The organism is Enterococcus sp. AZ071 (assembly GCF_050499065.1).
In the GTDB taxonomy this organism is placed as follows: domain Bacteria; phylum Bacillota; class Bacilli; order Lactobacillales; family Enterococcaceae; genus Enterococcus_A; species Enterococcus_A ferrettii.
The window spans coordinates 124191-142563 of the sequence record NZ_JBIPAS010000002.1; the positions used below are offsets into that span (position 1 = coordinate 124191).

Annotated in this window: 13 protein-coding genes; 6 read left to right on the forward strand and 7 right to left on the reverse strand. The window is 40.6% G+C overall.

The window, feature by feature from the left end:
* Window positions 1-156: 156 nt before the first annotated feature.
* Window positions 157-942: a PHP domain-containing protein gene (locus tag IGI49_RS19240; RefSeq protein WP_207701733.1), complete on the forward strand. Its 786-nt coding sequence runs from the start codon at window positions 157-159 to the stop codon at window positions 940-942.
* Between the two features lie 32 nt (window positions 943-974).
* Window positions 975-1961 (forward strand): peptidylprolyl isomerase, encoded by a 987-nt coding sequence (locus IGI49_RS19245; protein WP_429965956.1) that lies wholly within the window; start codon window positions 975-977, stop codon window positions 1959-1961.
* Window positions 1962-2041: 80 nt separating this feature from the next.
* Here the strand turns inward: IGI49_RS19245 and IGI49_RS19250 are convergent, their stop codons facing one another.
* The 5 genes from IGI49_RS19250 to IGI49_RS19270 form a co-directional block, all read right to left on the reverse strand.
* Window positions 2042-2815 (reverse strand): glycyl-radical enzyme activating protein, encoded by a 774-nt coding sequence (locus tag IGI49_RS19250; protein WP_429965955.1) that lies wholly within the window; start codon window positions 2813-2815, stop codon window positions 2042-2044.
* The gene (locus IGI49_RS19255; protein ID WP_429965954.1) at window positions 2797-5196 is read right to left on the reverse strand and encodes a glycyl radical protein; all 2400 of its coding nucleotides are present in this window, start codon (window positions 5194-5196) and stop codon (window positions 2797-2799) included. The genes IGI49_RS19250 and IGI49_RS19255 overlap by 19 nt, the downstream gene beginning before the upstream one ends.
* A 393-nt stretch (window positions 5197-5589) precedes the next feature.
* Window positions 5590-7611 (reverse strand): CocE/NonD family hydrolase, encoded by a 2022-nt coding sequence (locus IGI49_RS19260; protein WP_429965953.1) that lies wholly within the window; start codon window positions 7609-7611, stop codon window positions 5590-5592.
* 13 nt (window positions 7612-7624) lie between these two features.
* On the reverse strand, window positions 7625-8917 hold the full coding sequence (locus tag IGI49_RS19265; RefSeq protein ID WP_429965952.1) for an MFS transporter: 1293 nt from the start codon (window positions 8915-8917) through the stop codon (window positions 7625-7627).
* 230 nt (window positions 8918-9147) lie between these two features.
* A complete protein-coding gene (locus IGI49_RS19270; protein ID WP_429965951.1) occupies window positions 9148-10053 on the reverse strand; it encodes a helix-turn-helix domain-containing protein in 906 nt (301 codons plus the stop codon).
* 165 nt (window positions 10054-10218) lie between these two features.
* On the opposite strand from IGI49_RS19270, the gene IGI49_RS19275 reads away from it, so the two are divergent.
* The 4 genes from IGI49_RS19275 (at window position 10219) to rarD (ending at window position 15094) form a co-directional block, all read left to right on the forward strand.
* Window positions 10219-11262 carry a galactose-1-epimerase gene (locus IGI49_RS19275; RefSeq protein WP_429965950.1) on the forward strand — a complete coding sequence of 348 codons (1044 nt, stop codon included), beginning with the start codon at window positions 10219-10221 and terminating at the stop codon, window positions 11260-11262.
* Window positions 11263-11264: 2 nt separating this feature from the next.
* Window positions 11265-12434 carry a galactokinase gene (locus IGI49_RS19280; protein WP_429965949.1) on the forward strand — a complete coding sequence of 390 codons (1170 nt, stop codon included), beginning with the start codon at window positions 11265-11267 and terminating at the stop codon, window positions 12432-12434.
* Window positions 12435-12626: 192 nt separating this feature from the next.
* On the forward strand, window positions 12627-14075 hold the full coding sequence (locus tag IGI49_RS19285) for an alanine/glycine:cation symporter family protein (protein WP_429965948.1): 1449 nt from the start codon (window positions 12627-12629) through the stop codon (window positions 14073-14075).
* 116 nt (window positions 14076-14191) lie between these two features.
* The gene (rarD, locus tag IGI49_RS19290) at window positions 14192-15094 is read left to right on the forward strand and encodes an EamA family transporter RarD (RefSeq protein ID WP_429965947.1); all 903 of its coding nucleotides are present in this window, start codon (window positions 14192-14194) and stop codon (window positions 15092-15094) included.
* Window positions 15095-15449: 355 nt separating this feature from the next.
* Here the strand turns inward: rarD and IGI49_RS19295 are convergent, their stop codons facing one another.
* Together IGI49_RS19295 and IGI49_RS19300 are read right to left on the reverse strand one after the other, a co-directional pair.
* Window positions 15450-16187, reverse strand: a complete 738-nt coding sequence (locus IGI49_RS19295) for a hypothetical protein (protein ID WP_429965946.1) — start codon at window positions 16185-16187, stop codon at window positions 15450-15452.
* 111 nt (window positions 16188-16298) lie between these two features.
* Window positions 16299-18071, reverse strand: coding sequence for an oleate hydratase (locus IGI49_RS19300; protein ID WP_429965944.1), 1773 nt, complete (start codon window positions 18069-18071; stop codon window positions 16299-16301).
* Window positions 18072-18373: the final 302 nt, after the last annotated feature.

The window sequence follows — 18373 nt, forward strand, 5'->3', positions numbered from 1 at the left end:
TAATTCCACTCTAACAAAGCTTTGTAATAAAAGAATCAATTTCTTGAAAAGTTCTTGTGAACAATGTAAAGGTTGTATATGGTTTGTAAATTTCGGCGAATTTCTGTTAACCTTCCTTAACTTTTAAGTTATGATAATAGAAAAAGGAGGTCCAACATGCAGTATTATGATCAGCATCTTCATACCTATTTTTCTTTTGATTCAGAAGAGCAATTTGAAAGCTATTTAGCGTATCAACCGGAGTTTTTTGTATCCACTGATCACTTTGACCTAAGTAATCCTTCCACTGGAAAGAATGATATTCCCGATTATTCGGCCTACGTAAAAAAACTAGAGCAATTAAAAGCAAGCAGTGCGACCAAATTTTTACGAGGGATCGAGATCGGTGTTGTTCCAGGACAAGAAGATCAGATTATCGCGTACCTTAACCAACATCCGCATGATCTTAAACTGATAAGCATTCATCAGAATGGTCGTTTTGATTACATGGATGACGTCGTTTTAACTAAGGACCCCATCCAAACGACCCATGAATATTTTGATCAAATGCTGAAAGTATTGATGCAATTTCCTGAAGGAGATATTTTGACCCACTTTGATTACGGCCTGCGCCGTTTCACCTTCACTCCCGAAGAACTTGCTGAACATTTTGAAACTCAGCTGATTGCTATTTTCAAAAAAGTAGTTGAAAGAGAATTGGCGATGGAATTAAATGCTAAAAGTTTTTTGAAGTATGGCAATGAAGATCTCTATCGGTATGCTGTCCCGCTATACCAAAGTGTTGGCGGAAAGCTTTTTACTTTAGGTTCAGATGCTCATGTAGCTGAAGACTATCAGCTAGGCTTCAAAGAAATGGGACAGCTCTTAACTGACTGCCAAGTAGAAAATTTACTAGTTGTTCAAGGAAAAGAACGTTACCTTACTCCATTGCCAATTTTATGATCACTATATAATAGAAGAAAGTGGGGAAAAATTTGAGTACACTACGTGACTATAACCAAGAAGCGCCGATCAACCACCTGATTGCCCGGCACTGGGATACTATCGAAATAAAGGAAGTCTGCCAAGGATTGCTATCGGCCATTCCCCAAGGTAATTTGATGGATTACCTAGTGTCTGACAGTTTACAACGAGAGCAGGTATTCGCGTATTTCGCAACCTTTGAGAACCAACCGCTTGATTACCTGCATAGTGAATTTCATCTATTTTATCAAGTGGCTGCACCAGATGACTACACTGATTTACGAGGACAACTACAATTGACTTTTCAAGCTGGAGAAACAGCTTATACTGTTTTGTTAGGAATGGCTCGACTTGGGGATCAAGCTGAGCTTCGCTGGTTAATCTATGATATTCTTTGGCAGGATCAAGGCGTTTTGGTAGCGGCCGTTCCCTTGATTCAATTGGAAGAACCTGATCAGGAGGAAGTTTGTGTTTTAGTGACGGATTTCGGGGGAATTCGCCTACGTTTGTTTCCAGAACAAGCGCCGTTAGCTGTGGCAAATTGGCGGACCTTAGCTAAACAAGGTTTTTATGACGGCACACCATTTGCCCGTGTGATCAAGGATTTTGTCATTCAAGGTGGGGCGCTGGACGGTTCTGGAGATGAAGCAATTTCTAGCTATGAGGGCTTTTTCGCTGACGAAGTTCATCGCGGTCTTTATCATTTTAATGGTGCCTTGGCTTTAGGCAATCATGGTCCTCATACCAATGGCAATCAGTTTTTTATCGTGCAAAATACTAAGGTAAAAACGAATCAGCTGCCTAAACTTTCGCTTCCAAAGAATGTAAAGCAGGCTTATTTGGATCTAGGCGGATTGCCGGAACTGGATGGTCGCTATACAGTATTTGGACAAGTTTATGAAGGAATAGATGTGGTGGAAAGAATTGCTGCACAAGCCACAGATCCCGAGGATTCGCCTGTACATCCCGTATTTATCCAGCAAATACTTTTTGACTAATCGTTAGAAGCTTTATACATGACTTTTTCTGCATACTAAAAAGCTGTAGAGACCTTAAATTTTAGTCTTCTACAGCTTTTTTAATAGATAAATGTTTGTGCCAAGGTGGTAACTGGCAAATGAGGAACGGTTCGAGCCAGCTGATCTGCCAATTCAAACATTTCCGCAAAGGAAGGCGAAGGAATATCCCCCAACGGGTACTCCCGGCCTAAAGTTTGGTAACTATGCATGCCATAACGATGATACGGCAGCAACTCCAACGGTACAAAGTGATCAAGATCTGCCACAAAACAAGCAATCATTAACAACTCTGTAACGTTCATGTTAATTCCTGGGATCACTGGAATCCGAATCCGTACTTCACAGCTTGGGTATTCAATTAGAAAGCGGCGAATATTGGTCAAAATACGTTGATTGCCTAATCCTGTCCATTTCTTATGCAGCTCATCTGTGAAAAACTTTACATCCACGAACAAAGTATCTACATAAGGAGCTACCTTTTTAATTTCACTGTAAGGAACACAAAAGCTTGTTTCCAACGCCGTATTTATACCAATATATTTGGATTTCTGCAAAATTTCTCGAGTAAAATCAGCCTGTATTAGTGCTTCGCCTCCGCTAATAGTAACCCCACCGTCTGAATGAAAGTAAAAGATATCATCCTTTTCAATTTCATCCATTACCTCGTCAGCAGTCATCCGCTGGCCGTAGACTTTTTCAATCAATTTGCTTTGTGACTCAGGAGTAGAACACCAGGCACAACGCAACGGGCAGCCCTTTAAATAAACAACTGTACGTAAACCTGCACCATCATACAAAGCACCCTGTTCTATTCTTAATACTGTTCCTTCCATACTTCACCTGCCACCAAACCTCTTTGCGGGGTTCGGTTAATAATCTCATTTTGAACTTCCTGACTCAAATCAACAAAATAGGTTGTGTAGCCTGCTACACGAATTAATAAGCCCCGATACTCCTCGGGAGCTTCCTGCGCATGCAGCAGCATATCCCGATCCACTACGTTAAAGTGAGCATGGAAAATGCCCAACGAACAAATTGATTTCAACATAGCCATCATTTGAGTAATTCCCTTTTCCGTACGGATTAGTTCTGGAGCAATTTTCATATTCAACAATGTTCCCTGAACAAAACGGTCGTGGGGAATGTTCGACACCGAACGCAAAATTGCATTGGGACCGAGATAATCTGTTCCTCCACTTGGACTAACACCATCTGCTAACGGCGAAGATGCTTTACGACCTGAGGGTAGTGCTCCTACGGATAAGCCAAATAACGTATTGACCGTTACTGGCAGAATACCTGGTGTCATCTTTCCGAATTTACTCCGATAAGATTCAATTTCATCAGCAATAAATGTAAACATTTCGCTGGCAATCTCATCGACTACTGGATTGGCATTGCCGTATTTTGGAACGTCTTCACATAAACAGCGAATAGTTTCATACCCGTCAAAATCATTCTCAATGGCCGTCAGCAGTTCATCCATTGTCAAACACTGCCTGTCATAAACCAGTTCCTTCACCGCCGCCAGCGTATTGATTAAATCAGCTACTCCAACAGAAGTAATTCCGTTGCCACAGGTATATTTAGCGCCGCCTCGTGAATAATCTAGCCCCTTTTCAATACACTCGCGATGCGTCAAGGACAAAACTGGGACAGGTCGTTCCATTGAGAGCTCGTCAATCACATGACTACCCTTCACACAAGCTTCAATCACATAAGTCATTTGAGCCTTGACCGCTTCTTTAAACTCGTAATAGCTGCCAAAGACTCGTGGATCACCGGTTTCAATCGAAATTTTTTCGTTGGTTTTAGGATTTTTTCCATTGGTTAAAACTAGTTCACAAACACTGCCTAAGTTTATGTCCGCCAATGAGGTGTATTGCTTCATTCGCCCCTCTAAACTCGTTTCCACACACCCACAAGGATTCCAGTCAAAGGCCTCTTTCAACGGAACGCCTTTATTCATCAGCATCCGCACACCTACATCATCATTATGGAATGCTGGGAAGCCGGTTCCTAGTTTAATCAGCTCAACAATCCGCCGCAAAAAACGATTGGAATTTTTTGCCAAGCTGTAGCGTACTGATAAAGAAGGTTGAGACAAACGAACCTCTTCTGTAGCCTGTAAGATCAGATAGGAAAGCTCATTCACTGCATCACGACCTAAGCTATCCACTCCACCAACACAAACATTCTGCAAAGTTGGGTAGCCTGCTACAAAGGTTGATGTCGCCTTATCCTGGAATAAACAAACCTCATTTAATTTCACCCATAAACAATCTAGAAGCTCTTGGGCACCTTCATCTGTCATTCGTTTAGAGCGGATATCTTCTTGGTAGTAAGGATACAAATACTGATCCATCCGTCCTGGATTGTATCCTTCAGCATTTTGTTCTATGAATAAAGACATATGATAAAAATACAGAGACTGCAAAGCTTCGTGGAAGGTTCGTGCCGGATATTTCGGTACCCGTTGACAAATTTTCGCAATTTGCAGCAGCTCAGTTTGTCTTGTACAATCGTTTTCAATTGATGCCAAGCGCAAAGCTTCCTCTCCATAACGAGCCGCTAATATTTCCAACCCTTCCAAGGTAATCAACAAGGCTGACAAGTAGCAATCCTGCTCATACGCTCCTGGCTCGGTCAGATTTAATGCTTGTTTACGAAGCAAGACATGCTTTTTGATCCCAACTAATCCTTCATCAATGATCTGCTTGTAACTAGCAGTCACTTCACCCGATCCTCGCATCAATCGTTTATCGATGAAAATCACACCATTGTCTCGCAGGATTTTGGTATCCTCTGGAATTTGTTTCACCCAAGCGTCATAGGCTGCTTTGCCTTGCCAATAAGGTTGAATTTCTTCCAGAAACATTTTTTTATTCTCTGGACTTAAATAAAAAGGATCCTGAGGCCGAGTACTGATTGTTTCTAATTCATCTGCTAATACTGACCAGCAAGTATCTACGCTTACAAGTCCGCCGCGCAATTTACTACCAGGACAGCCGACAATCAATTCATCCTGAAAAATCTCAATCGTTTTTTCTTCACATTGCGCCTTAAAAGCCTTGGCCTTGCGGACTGCCAATGGCTCCCCTGCTGTTTCCTTGAATACTCTGGTTAAAATTCGGGCATTTTCCAAATCTATTTCTGGTTCAGTCCTTCTGAGTCTCTGCTTCATTCGTTCGATTCTACGAAAATAGTCCTTCATTAAGACAAGCCTCCGTTCATAAACTGCTATTTGTTTCCATTTTACGCCCATCCATTAAAAAAAACAAAAGATATCATTAAAAATTGCGCTGTTTCAATTTGTTTTTTAGGAAAAACAGTCGGTAAAAGCCCATGCTAATAGATTAATTCATACTTTTCCTTGAGCTTAATAAAATGAGTTCTCAATTATAAAAAAACTTTTAACCTTTCATATATATAATTATATTCTATAGTGGTGAACATTTAACTATAGTAACCTTCTATCCATCCGATTCTCTCATATTTATAATCTTTTTCATTCTTAAGATAGTCTTAGCAACAAGAGCTCCCTTAACGTAAAAAATCTTTCCTCTGATACACAAATACTGTATCAGAGGAAAGATTCCATAAAAGATTACATCCCGTTGCGTTTGATTTTTTGATCCCAATTTTTCGTATAAATAGGCTGCTCGTTTTCCGACACATCCATTTGACCGGTAATATAGAAATAGTCTTTATCCGAGGTTTGTGTCGTCGTAATATCCGCATTGGTCCACCAGCCCTCACGACCAATTCGCATATTTTGAGTAATCACGTAATGAGCGGACAATGGATCTTGATTCGATAAGGTCAATTCGCGCTTCAAATTGTGTTCAACTGTCACATCCACTTCATCAAAACGATAAATTCCTTCACCGAACACGCCACCAATTCCATTCGTCATACAAGTCCAGGTATCGTTAACTAAATCGTAGGTAATTTCTCGTTCCACCTTACCTTCTGATAAAATAGTCATTGGTGTCAATGGAGCAGATTGCGCTTCTGGATCTGGCCCCGAAATCTCTGCACCATGGAAAATCGGCAATACAAAGCGAGCATCTTTCAAATTAAGAGTTAAGCTGTAGTCCTCTGGCATTGTCCAAAACATCGGCCAAGCAGTATTAGCCAAAGATAATCGAATTCGATGCCCTGCCTTAAAGCGATGGCCGCAACAATCTAAGCCAACAAAGGCTTGAACCTCTTCACCCGGGGTCAAATGAACCACCTTGTCATGTCCTTGTAAGTGCGTTAAATTCATCACTCCATAAGAAACCCGAGTAGAAGCCCCATCTGGACCAACATCACATAAAGAAGCATAAATCATAGCATTGGGCTTATCGCTGGATAAGTTGATTTCAACCTTTGGATAACCAAAGATTTCCAAATCCTCTTCCAGTATTTCTGAATCGAAGGTCATAGACAAACCATTATCTAAACGCTGGTCCCCCGGAGATTCTCCCGGCACACCAGCACCCATCCATTCATTAGCCAGCAAAGTGTGATTCAATGGGGTATGCAAAACAGCCTTCTCTTCCTGATCGCCCCGTTCATGAACCAAACGTCTATAGGTTAAGCCATAAGCTTTTGAAGTAACTTTTTTTGATGGCCAGTCCTCTAACCCAACCCATCGACCTTTACTTACCGGCACATGAGTAGACGGAGGCATGCTGTCCTCGATCCAAGCTTGAACCATCGGACCGTCCATTGCTCCATTGTCTTTCCCCTTAAGCCAATGATCCCACCACTTCACGCCTTCACCTAAGAAGTTAATCGCTGGTTCTGGTACACCATCGTGGGAATAGACATGAGCCCATGGCCCAATAATTCCTTTTTTCGGCACACTCAACCCCTTCAATAAACTTAATACGGTATTAGTATAAGAATCGGCATAACCATCTATACAGAAGACCGGCACCTGAATATCTTCATAGTTTTCGCAAACCGAACCATGCTTCCAGTAGTCATCCCGCGTTTGATGCTCTAGCCAGTTTGCCATCCACAATGGCATATTTTTCAAGCGATCCAGCCACATTTCTCGCCAGCGATCACCCACAACATTGGGATCAATCGCTCGTGACTGATAGCCCAGCATAATTGCGCCCCACCAAAAGCTGTCATTTAAAATTAAGCCGCCCTTGTAATGGATATCATTATTGTAACGATCATCGGTGTAACCAACCACCATAACTGCTTTTAAAGCTGGCGGTTTGCGGGTAGCAATCTGCAGGGAATTAAAGCCGCCCCATGACTTACCCATCATTGCCACTTGACCATCACACCAAGATTGTGTACTGATCCACTCAATAATCTCCATCGCATCGTCTTGTTCCTGTTTTAAATACTCGTCTTCCAGCAGGCCATCTGACTCTCCCGTTCCCCGCATATCCACCCGAACAACGTTGTAGCCATGACCCGAGAAAAAACCATGCATAGGATTATCTCTTCCCCGAGTCCCATCTGTTTTACGATAAGGCAGGTACTCAAGAATTGTTGGCAACGGCTCTTCTGATTCTGGCAGCCAGATCCGATAAGACAAACGCGTTCCATCAGATAAAGTAAACCACTCATTTTCGATTACTTTTACCTGATAAGGAAATTCTGTTACGATTTTTTTCACTATTGGTTCCTCCTTATTGTTGCGCTTCTTTTAGTTTCTGTTCTTCCTTATATTTCTTGCCATAGGTTCTGCCCCAAATGATACACAGAACAGCTCCAATTACTGCCATCGCAATCATTAAACTAAAGTAAATAAAGTATCCGGTATTTCCTTTAAAGCGATCCAAAATATTTCCAGCTACTAATGGCGCAATAACCTCTGGTAAATAGCCTAGTGTACTAGCTAAGCCGATAGCAACTCCCGATAGTCTTAAAGGAATACCTCCTTCTGACATAAAGGAGAAGAAAATCCCGTAGTTTGAATACATCGCCAAGTAAACCATACTTGCAGCAACAATCAATAGAACCACCTGGATTTGCCCGCTCATTCCTGCAATTGAAACCATGAGCAGTGTGCCTAATCCCATTACCACAAACCCCGCCATCATTACCGTTGACTTACTAATTTTATCAGCCAAAAACCCTCCAATCGGAGCTGCTACCAGCCGACAATATTGGGCCAAAACTGTCACTATTGCCGCAAAAACTGCGGATGTCCCGATAATATTGGAGGCATACGGTGTGAAGTAATAAATCGACATATTGAAAATATAGCTTGTGAACATCATTCCAACAATCAACCAAATCGCTGGCATTTTCAGCACATCCAGTACATCCTTGAACTTAAATTTCTCTCCCGATACATCTTCAACCGAACGTGTCGGCTCTTTTACCAAGAACAAAAAGGCCAAACCGCATAGAATCGGAATGACTGAATAAAAGATAATAATCCAGCGCAACCCAGCCGCCTCAGTTAGAGCTTTTTGGAAAAAACCAAAAATAGCTGTAGCAATCGCCATATGAATCACGTTGGTAATTCCTCGCGTCCCTTCAAAAATGCCATATGCACGACTTTGTTCATCATCCGCTGCTTGCATGCGTACAATTTTTAGCAAAGCTGGCCAGAAAGTCAAAAGAGAGGTCACACCCCATAAAGCATAAATAAGAAAAAGTGCAATAAAGCTAGTAAAAAAGAGGTGCAAAAAGCCCCCTAATCCAGTTGCAATCAGTGAGAACACCAGCAATTTCTTCGCCGCAAAACGATCGGCTAAAATTCCTCCTATTAAATAGGAAACAAGTCCCATAAAACCATAGGCACTTCCCAGTGATCCCATTTGTGTGTTAGTCAACCCGTAGGTCGCAATGTAAGCATCATAATAATACAAACGAAAATAGGCCAAACCATAAATAATCGAACCTGCAATTGCCAACAAAACAACTGTAAAAAAATTCTTTCGTAATCCCTGCTTCACATCTGCCGTATCCATCATAACTCCCCCTTTTTTTCTCATAATCGTTTCCGTGCTTGCCGCTCATCCTATCGCACTGTTTGATCGAAGATTCACATGTTTTTAACTCCTAAGAAACAAACATTTCGTTTTCTTACAACAGAATAAAACATTGTGGTGTTCTAATAAAATTTTAACATGAAAATTTTATTAGAACAATGTCTGATTGAACGCTTACATGCTTAAAAAACCTAAGGACATAACTGCCCTTAGGTCGCTCGTGGAACTACTGCCTGCCTTTTAAGCTGCTCCTCCACATCAGTAAATGTTTGTTCATCCAGGGGATTATTTCGCATCCGTTTCCGGTATTCCGTTGGTGTTTCACCTGTACTTTTCTTGAAGGTTCGACTGAAAACAATCAGGCTGTTAAAGCCCACCTGAACGGCAATTTCCTCTACCGATTCTTGCGTATACGCCAGCATAAAAGCCGCTCGGTTGGTGCGGACTCCATTTAAATATTCCTTAATCCCCATATCCATCTGCTTGCTGAAAACTCGCGATAAATGACTACGGTTCACAGCCAAATATTTAGCAATAGCTTCAACAGTTATTTTTTCTGCATAGTGCTGCTGTATGTATTCAACTGTTGCCAAAGCCAATGGTGAAGACAGTTCTTCAGCTGAAGCATTGATTTTTCCCCCATCCTTAAGCAAATCCCCTAAGAAATGATAGGTTTTTTCATTCAAAGCTATTTCATTCAGCAAACTGTCTTGACTAAACGTAAGACAGTCCTTGATTATCTCTACATATTGATGGGTATTAGAAGAAATCATAGTAAAGCCCTCTTCTCCAAAAGCCGAATGGCGAATAATTTCTTCCGTCGTCTCACCACTAAAAGCTAGCCAGCCATACAACCAAGGCTCCTCTGCATCAGCACGATAAAAAGTCGTCAATCCAGGACGAATGAGAAAAAGATCTCCTTTTCTTAGTTGAAATTTTTGATCCTTAACATGGTAAGTCCCCTTGCCCTCCAATACTACGTGCAAAACGAAGCATTCCCGGATCGCTGGCCCAAATGAGTGATAGGGCAAGGTTCTAGAAATCCCACAAAATTGAAACTGCAAATCACCAGAAAGATAGTGCTGACCCTTTTTCAAAAATAATGCCTGCTCCATATTTGCTCACACTCCCTACTACCAGTATAATAAGATGCAACAAAAAGTTAAATAGTAATCACAGAAGTAAGTTAAAAAGGAAGCGTTTTTTTGATACTATTTGGTATATAAAAGCCGATATTGGATCAAAATGCTCATTCAGAGATATATGAAAGGATGTTTATAGTGAAAATTAGTAATACAGATTTTGGTGGAGGCTATCGATTAATTACTTTAGAAAATGAACAAGGCATGCAGCTTGCGGTTTCCGATTTAGGGGCCCGAATTGTTCATTTAAGTTTTCCAGCTGCTGGAAAACAACGAGAGCTGATCTTAGGCTTTGATTCAGCTGAAGAATATTTAGTCAAAGATCCTTACATCGGTGCCAGCATTGGGCGAACCGCTGGACGAATTGAAAATGGTGTCTTGGAGCTGAACGGGCAAACGATTCAAGTCGACGTCGATAAAACCACCCACCATTCACTGCATGGCGGGCAACCTGGCTTTGAAAGTAAAAAATGGACCTATACAATTATCGAAGGTCATAACGAAGCCTCTGTTTTGTTTTCCCTAATCAGTCTTGAGGGCGAGCATGGTTACCCTGGAACTTTAGACATAGAAGTCAGATATACGCTAACTGCTGATAATCGTTGGCGCATTACAACTCGAGGAATCAGCGATCGAGACACTTTATTTAACCCTACCAATCATGTGTATTTTAATTTATCTGGTGATTGTACGGAGGCAGTTGATCAGCACCATCTTTGGCTAAATAGTTCCTATTTTGCAGAACTGCGGCAGGATACTATTCCTACAGGTAAAAAATTGCCTGTTGCCGGAACTGCCTTTGATTTTACTAAAAAGAAAGCTTTGGCTGAGTTGTTCATCAGTAATTTTGACCAGAAGCAATTAGCTGATGGGATGGATCATCCCTTCTTTTTAGATCAAGCAGACTTGAACGTCCCAGCTGCAATTTTAACTAGTCCTGATGAAAAAGTGGAACTAACAGTCAAAACTGACGCGAGCAGCGTGGTTTTATTTACTGCTAATTTTGGCGACAATACTCCCGAAATGCATGGACAGAAGATGGCAAACCACGGAGGAATTACTTTTGAAACTCAAACAGCTCCAGGAGCAGAGCAATTTCCAGAGTTTGGATCCATCCAATTAACTGCTTATCAACCATTAACAACGATTACTGAGTTCAAGATAGAAGGAAAAGAGGAATAATTATGGAAATGAATAGAAACTTAATTACCAAATTTGCGGAGGTCTTTGGACCAAGGGAAACCAGTCATTACTTCTCGCCTGGCCGGATCAACCTAATTGGTGAGCATACCGATTATAATGGCGGCCATGTTTTCCCTGCCTCCATCACTTATGGAACTTACAGTGTCGCTAGTCCTCGCGAAGATAAAAAGGTTTTGGTTTACTCAACCAACTTTGATGAATTAGGCGTCATCAGCTTTTCTTTAGATGATTTATCTTTTGACAAAAATGCCGATTGGGCGAACTATGTGAAAGGAATGATTCTTAAAACTAAAGAAGCCGGCTTCACAATTGATCACGGGTTTGAACTGCTGGTAGACGGAACAATTCCTAATGGTGCGGGTCTTTCCAGCAGTGCCTCATTAGAATTATTGGTGGGTGTCGTTTTAGAGGACCTTTTTCAGCTCGATATCGACCGCTTAACCTTGGTCAAGCTGGGACAAAAAGTCGAAAATGAATTTATCGGGGTTAACTCAGGTATTATGGACCAATTTGCTATCGGTTTTGGTGAAAAAGATAAGGCCATTTTACTCGATACAAATACTTTAGAATATGAACTGGTGCCAGTAGAACTTGACGGTTACGCAATCGTTATCATGAATACCAATAAACGTCGTGAGCTGGCTGATTCAAAATACAACGAACGTCGCGGCGAATGCGAAGAAGCTCTTTCTCGTCTGCAAAAGAAATTGGATATTGACTCATTAGGTGATTTGGACGAAGAAACCTTCGAAGCTAATCTTAATTTATTAGGTGATGATATTTTAATTAAGCGCGCCCGCCATGCAGTGACAGAGAACCAACGAACATTGATTGCTAAACAGGAATTAGTTCAAGGCAACTTAACCGCTTTTGGACAATTATTGAATGATTCGCATACCTCTTTGCGTGATGATTATGAAGTTACCGGATTAGAATTAGATACCTTAGTTGCAGCAGCACAAAAACAATCTGGTGTGTTAGGTGCACGTATGACCGGTGCCGGCTTTGGTGGATGCGCGATCGCTGTCGTTGAAGAATCAGCGATTCCAACCTTCAAAAACAATGTTTATGACGACTACTTGAACACCGTTGGTTACGCACCAGAATTTTATGTCGCTCATATCGGCAGCGGCACTACAAAATTAGGATAACTTTAGTTAACGCCAGTTAATTCTGGCGTTTTTTTGTTCTGCATCCTGAAACATCTCTAATAAATCACGTGCGGCCCCTTGAATATTTACTTCAAAAGCGAACATTACTAAGTAAAAACGAATCTTTTTTCACTTTTTTATCACTACAAGCGCAGTTTTATGATAAAATGGCAACAAAATAGGAGGGGTTGGATGGACGCATTTTTAACGAATTTTAATTCTATTATTTGGGGAGCACCGATGATTTTTCTAATTTTGGGAATCGGAATTGTGCTCACCGTAGGTTGTCGAGGCATCCAAATTCGCCGTTTGCCATTAGCTTTAAAGTATATGGTGAAAAACGAAGAAGGTGGTCAAGGTGACGTAACAAGTTTCCAAGCCTTATGTACGGCCTTATCTGCTACAATCGGTACTGGTAATATTGTTGGGGTGGCAACAGCGATCGTAGCTGGCGGGCCGGGAGCTTTGTTCTGGCTGGAGCTGGCCGGATTATTGGGAATGGCAACGAAATACGCGGAAGGCTTGCTGGCGGTAAAATATCGTACCTTTGATGATCATGGCAATGCCTTGGGTGGCCCCTTTTACTACATTGAAAATGGTCTTGGGAAAAACTGGCGCTGGTTAGCAAAAATGTTTGCTTTCTTCGGTGCAATTGCTGGATTGATCGGAATCGGAACGCTTACTCAGATCAATGGGATTACTTCAGCTGCTGAAACATTCTTTGATCCGAACCGATTGAATACCGTTAGTCTGTTTGGCAATGAATATACTTTAGCTACTATCATTTCAGGGATCGTAGTAACTATTTTAGTAGCAATCGTTTTAATTGGCGGTGTGCAGCGGATCGCCCGAGTCTCTGAAATTATTGTTCCATTGATGATTGTCATCTATGTTGGTCTTTGCTTGTTCATGATTATTTTGAATATTGGCAAATTGCCAAGTGTTATTGTAGAAATTATTCAAAGTGCCTTTGGTTTACGAGCTGTTTCTGGTGGTGCACTGGGTGCTATGATGATTGCCATGCAAAAAGGGATTGCCCGCGGGATTTTCTCTAACGAATCTGGTTTAGGTAGTGCACCTATTGCTGCTGCTGCTGCCCAATCAAAAGAGCCGGTTCGTCAGGGTCTTGTATCTATGACCGGAACTTTTATTGATACACTTATCGTCTGTAATATGACTGGGATGGCAATTATTCTTACAGGTGCTTGGGAGACTGGTTTAGAAGGGTCAGCTGTAACAATCTATGCTTTCACTGAAGCTTTACCTCTTTCCCAGACTATCGCTTCATTATTGCTAATGATTTGTTTGGCATTCTTTGCTTTTACTACCATTTTAGGCTGGAACTATTATTCTGAACGCTGCTTAAGTTATCTAACCAACGGGAATACGAAATTCTCTTCTGCTTTCCGAATTGTTTACATTGCAGCAGTATTTATCGGCCCTTACTTAACAGTAACAGCTGTTTGGACCATTGCCGATATCTTCAACGGCTTAATGGCCTTTCCAAATATTATCGCACTGATTCTTCTAAGTCCGGTAGTATTTAAGGAAACAAAATCTTATTTTGCTCGTTTGAAAGAAGCAAACGGTGGAGAACTTCCTTCTGTGCCATTATCTGGTGTTTCTATAGATGAGGAGTAATAAAAAATAAGAACTGAAGGGTATCAATCATCCGATTGGTGCCCTTTCTAGCGATTTACTTAATAAAATACTATGATTATCTTAAACTCGAAGATACATAAGAAAGGAGGATCAGTGTGAAGAAAAATTCAGGACTGCTGTATGCTTTTAGTGCATACATTTTATGGGGCTTTATTCCCCTTTATTGGAAACTGCTGCCCAATGTTGGTGCAGTAGATATATTGTTTTATCGAATTATTTGGTCACTGGTCTTCATGATTATCTATTTATTGTTCACTCGGAAAGTACCAATATTTCTCCGTGAAACAAAAGAATTGTTTAAAAATCCTAAGGGGACCCTCGCTATTGTTGCTGCTGCGATTTTTATTTCTATCAATTGGGGTGTCTTCATTTATACTGTAAACTCCGGTCACGTCCAGCAAGGAAGTCTGGGGTACTATATTAATCCTCTATTTAATGTATTGGCCGCAGCGATTTATTTGAAGGAACCCTTAACTCGTACTGCTAAAATTGCCACCTTTTGTGCTTTTATTGGAGTGGTTCTATTGACGGTACAAACCGGGGAGTTTCCTTGGGCTTCGATTATCTTAGCTGGCTCTTTCTGTCTGTATGGACTGACTAAAAAAAGCCTTAAGTTAAGTGCCGTAACCAGCATCACCTTAGAAACCTTGATTATTGCTCCATTTGGTTTGATCTATTTGTTCTTCTTTTCGGACGCAGGTTTCTTAGGCTACGACACTACGACTAATCTTTTGGCTATGGGTGCAGGTATCGTTACTGCGATTCCGTTGCTGCTATTTGCCAATGCAGCAAAGCAGTTATCCTATGTAACCTTAGGCTTCGTACAATATATTAATCCCACAATCATGCTGGCTCTGGCAATTTTCTTGTTCCACGAACCCTATGGTCTGCCACAGTTTATTGCCTTTTCCTTCATTTGGTTAGGCATTCTGGTATTTATTGTCGGCAATCTTTTGCAAGCCAAACGAATATTGAAACAACCTGCTAATGATCTTTAACTACAAATAAACCCAGCCGTCTCCACTAAAAGGGAAACGTTGCTGGGTTTTATTTTTCTATTAGCCTTTTTTCTCATTTGAAAACCAACTAATTGGTTGCGGAACAAGTATTTCTCAAAAAGAAATTACTGATTTATCTAAATAACTGCTCACTTAATTGTTTATCACCTAAAGAAATATCCTACCTGGTTTCACTCCTCTTGACTAATACAACTTTCTTCACTTCCCAGATCGTGTACATCTATTCAAAAAATTCCGCCCTCTGCTAAAATATACTTTTCGTAAGCGAAACTATTTTTCAATTCATAAATAAGACTAGCCACTGCTACCTTACAATTAATTTGCTAATTTTATCTCATTTTGGCGCATAGTCATCCGTTTTGAACAAATCCTCTGGAATCGTTTGTGAAACGTTACTAATGATAAACAGCTTTTGTTCCTCTTCAGGTCTGTTAATATTACTAATCCCAACTCCGTAAAGTTGTGGGGCCTCATCTAGATAAAGTTTAACCACTTTTCCCTCACTATTTTCATATTGATGATAGCGAACCTTCAGATCATTGGGCAATTTTTCATTTCCGCCGTTTGTTCGTTGGAAACCCTTTAAATTAAGATAATTCATTATTGGTACACGATGCCAACGGCTGTTAGCCAACTGCTCGTCCGTTGAAAAAACTATTTCTCTATTTGGAACAGCAATTGCCCAAAAGGTTCCATCCTTGACGACTTCCTTGCGGTCAATTTTATTGCTTATTTTTTTAGCGATTGACTCCATCTCGTAGGTTACATGAACCGCCGCAGATTTTTGCGGATTATAAACATATGTACCTCGGGTGTTATTCTCTGTCGAAACAAACTTATTGTACTGATCAACCGTAAACTCTTCATAATCAAAACAAAAAGCTTCATCTTGGTATATCCACGCCAAAAGTGTACCTGGATAATCAGCAGCCAGCTGATCTCCTTCTTTTTTTTTACTCATGTGACTACTTTGCTTTTCCTCATTTTTTGGTTGTCTAGCTGCATCCTTTTGAGAACAAGCACTAAAAAAAATTATACTAAGTATTAGCATGATTCGACTGAATTTCCCCATTGATTACTCCCTTTTTTACCCTTTAATTCATTATACATCGCTCACTTTACTTTATGTAGCTAAAAAATACGGGAAAACCGATAGAATCAGTCTTCCCGTATTTTTCTTTGCTTAAATTAAATGGTTATCCTTCAAAACGTCACTGATATAGGTACCTTCAACCTTCTTTACAAAACGCTCTACTAACTTGCGTTCTACAAATGGCATATCCATCTCAGTCAGTTTCTTTTTATCCGTTAAATAGTAAACAGAATTTGCTAGCGTTCGCAAATCATAGGCTGAAGCAAATACCTCTGGTACCCCACGCTCGACATCCAGCAGCTGATATACAGCCTCCATCGCTGTACGTACCGAATATTCTGTAGTAAAAACAGTATCCCGCTGCGTTTCAGCGAAGTTTCCAATAAAGGCCAAATTGGTTGAACCGTTAGGAATAACTAGTGGACGATCGCCAGGTTCCCGCAACATAAAGTAAGAGGTAATAAACGGCATATAAACTGGAACGACTCTGCAAGATTCTTCTGAAAAACGTTGAATATCTTCCTCTGGTACTCCAAGATGGTACATCAGTTCTTGAACAATCTCTTTACCAGAACATTCTTCAATCGGCTTCTTAATATAATTACCCGGAGTATTGGAAAGCAATCCATACACCCACGTAACCGTTTGCTGGTCCTCTTGTTCTTTAAAATGAGGCTGACGATGGGTTGCAAAGCTCATTAACCAATTAGAATCCTTGATGGTAATAATTCCGCCAGTAACAATCCGACCCGTCCGCAATTTTCTTTGGGTTAACCGACTAATATAAGGTTCAATATCAAAGTTCTCCCAAGTAACAGTTGCTGAAACAAACCAGCTCTCATTCGGTAAATTATCACAAAATACTTCAGGATGACCAAATTCAGATGACTGTTGGGCTAAATTTTTCCAAAGCTTCCAACTACCGCCTAAATCATGTGTTATGGGTGCAGGTGTATAATGATCCCCTTCGGTTGAACTTTCTGTAATGGAGCCATTGGTAACAAAAACCAAATCTTTTTGAGTTAAATCAATGGTTTCGGCTTTACCCGCTTTGGTCAAAACAATTTTTTTTGCTGTCTTGCTGTCAGACTGAATATCTACTTCAATGTTCTCGATTTTTGTTTCGTATTGAAAATCTACTCCTTGATCCTTTAAGAAGCTTAATAGTGGTTTGACTAATGATTCGTATTGATTGTAGCGTGTAAATTTCAAAGCTGTGAAATCAGGTAGTCCTTTAATATGATGAATAAAACGCATAACATAGCGGCGCATTTCAATTGCAGAATGCCATTTTTCAAAGGCAAACATTGAGCACCAGTACAACCAGAAATTTGAGGCAAAAAATTCTTCACCAAAAACATCCTCAATCCGCTTACCAATTAACTGATCCTCCGATGTCATAAATAGTTCAACCAATTCTCGTTGAGCCTTTTTCGATAATGTAAATTCTCCATCATCAGCAGCACGTTCGCCACGATTATGAATGATTCGACAGTTAGACGAATTAGGATCATCGTGGTCTAGCCAATAAAATTCATCTAAAACTGATGCATCGTCAACTTCTAAGGAGGGTACTGAACGAAACAAATCCCATAAGCATTCAAAGTGATTTTCCATTTCCCGACCGCCACGAGTAACAAATCCATCATGAGGAATAAACTTGCCATCCAACGAACCTCCAGAAAGAGACAACTCTTCAAAAATGTGAATATGCTCCCCCTTCATGTGTCCATCACGAATTAAGAACACAGCTGCTGCCAATCCAGCCAGACCTGCGCCTACAATATAAGCACTTTTATCCTCTACGCCCTCTGGTTTTCTGCTTTTAGCAAACGCTTCGTAATTCCCATTTGTATACCTCATTAGTAAAGTCCTCCTTCTTTTTATGACTCTCTTAAAGGGTAGCAGTCTCCTCAAGTTTAGACAAAAATTTGAGCTCCAAATTAGTATGTTTTTTCGCATAATAAAAAACAACCAAAATCAATACCTAAACCTCGAGAGCTGCTATCTTTTTGTGTCTTCGTTACTCACTGACCTCACCACATTATTATTACCACCGGTCTCAGTAAGTTAAACTGCTTGCACAAGCGATTTCCCTGCTCTTTAAATTAACTATTTTTGTTTAAAAAGGTTCTTCTGTTCAACTTTTTTCAACACCAAAAGTA

Coding starts and splice junctions, on each gene's coding strand:
- IGI49_RS19240 (WP_207701733.1), top strand. CDS start 157: ATGCAGTATTATGATCAGCATCTTCATACCTATTTTTCTTTTGATTCA.
- IGI49_RS19250 (WP_429965955.1), bottom strand. CDS start 2,815: ATGGAAGGAACAGTATTAAGAATAGAACAGGGTGCTTTGTATGATGGT.
- IGI49_RS19255 (WP_429965954.1), bottom strand. CDS start 5,196: ATGAAGGACTATTTTCGTAGAATCGAACGAATGAAGCAGAGACTCAGA.
- IGI49_RS19265 (WP_429965952.1), bottom strand. CDS start 8,917: ATGGATACGGCAGATGTGAAGCAGGGATTACGAAAGAATTTTTTTACA.
- IGI49_RS19270 (WP_429965951.1), bottom strand. CDS start 10,053: ATGGAGCAGGCATTATTTTTGAAAAAGGGTCAGCACTATCTTTCTGGT.
- IGI49_RS19280 (WP_429965949.1), top strand. CDS start 11,265: ATGGAAATGAATAGAAACTTAATTACCAAATTTGCGGAGGTCTTTGGA.
- IGI49_RS19285 (WP_429965948.1), top strand. CDS start 12,627: ATGGACGCATTTTTAACGAATTTTAATTCTATTATTTGGGGAGCACCG.
- IGI49_RS19295 (WP_429965946.1), bottom strand. CDS start 16,187: ATGGGGAAATTCAGTCGAATCATGCTAATACTTAGTATAATTTTTTTT.
- IGI49_RS19300 (WP_429965944.1), bottom strand. CDS start 18,071: ATGAGGTATACAAATGGGAATTACGAAGCGTTTGCTAAAAGCAGAAAA.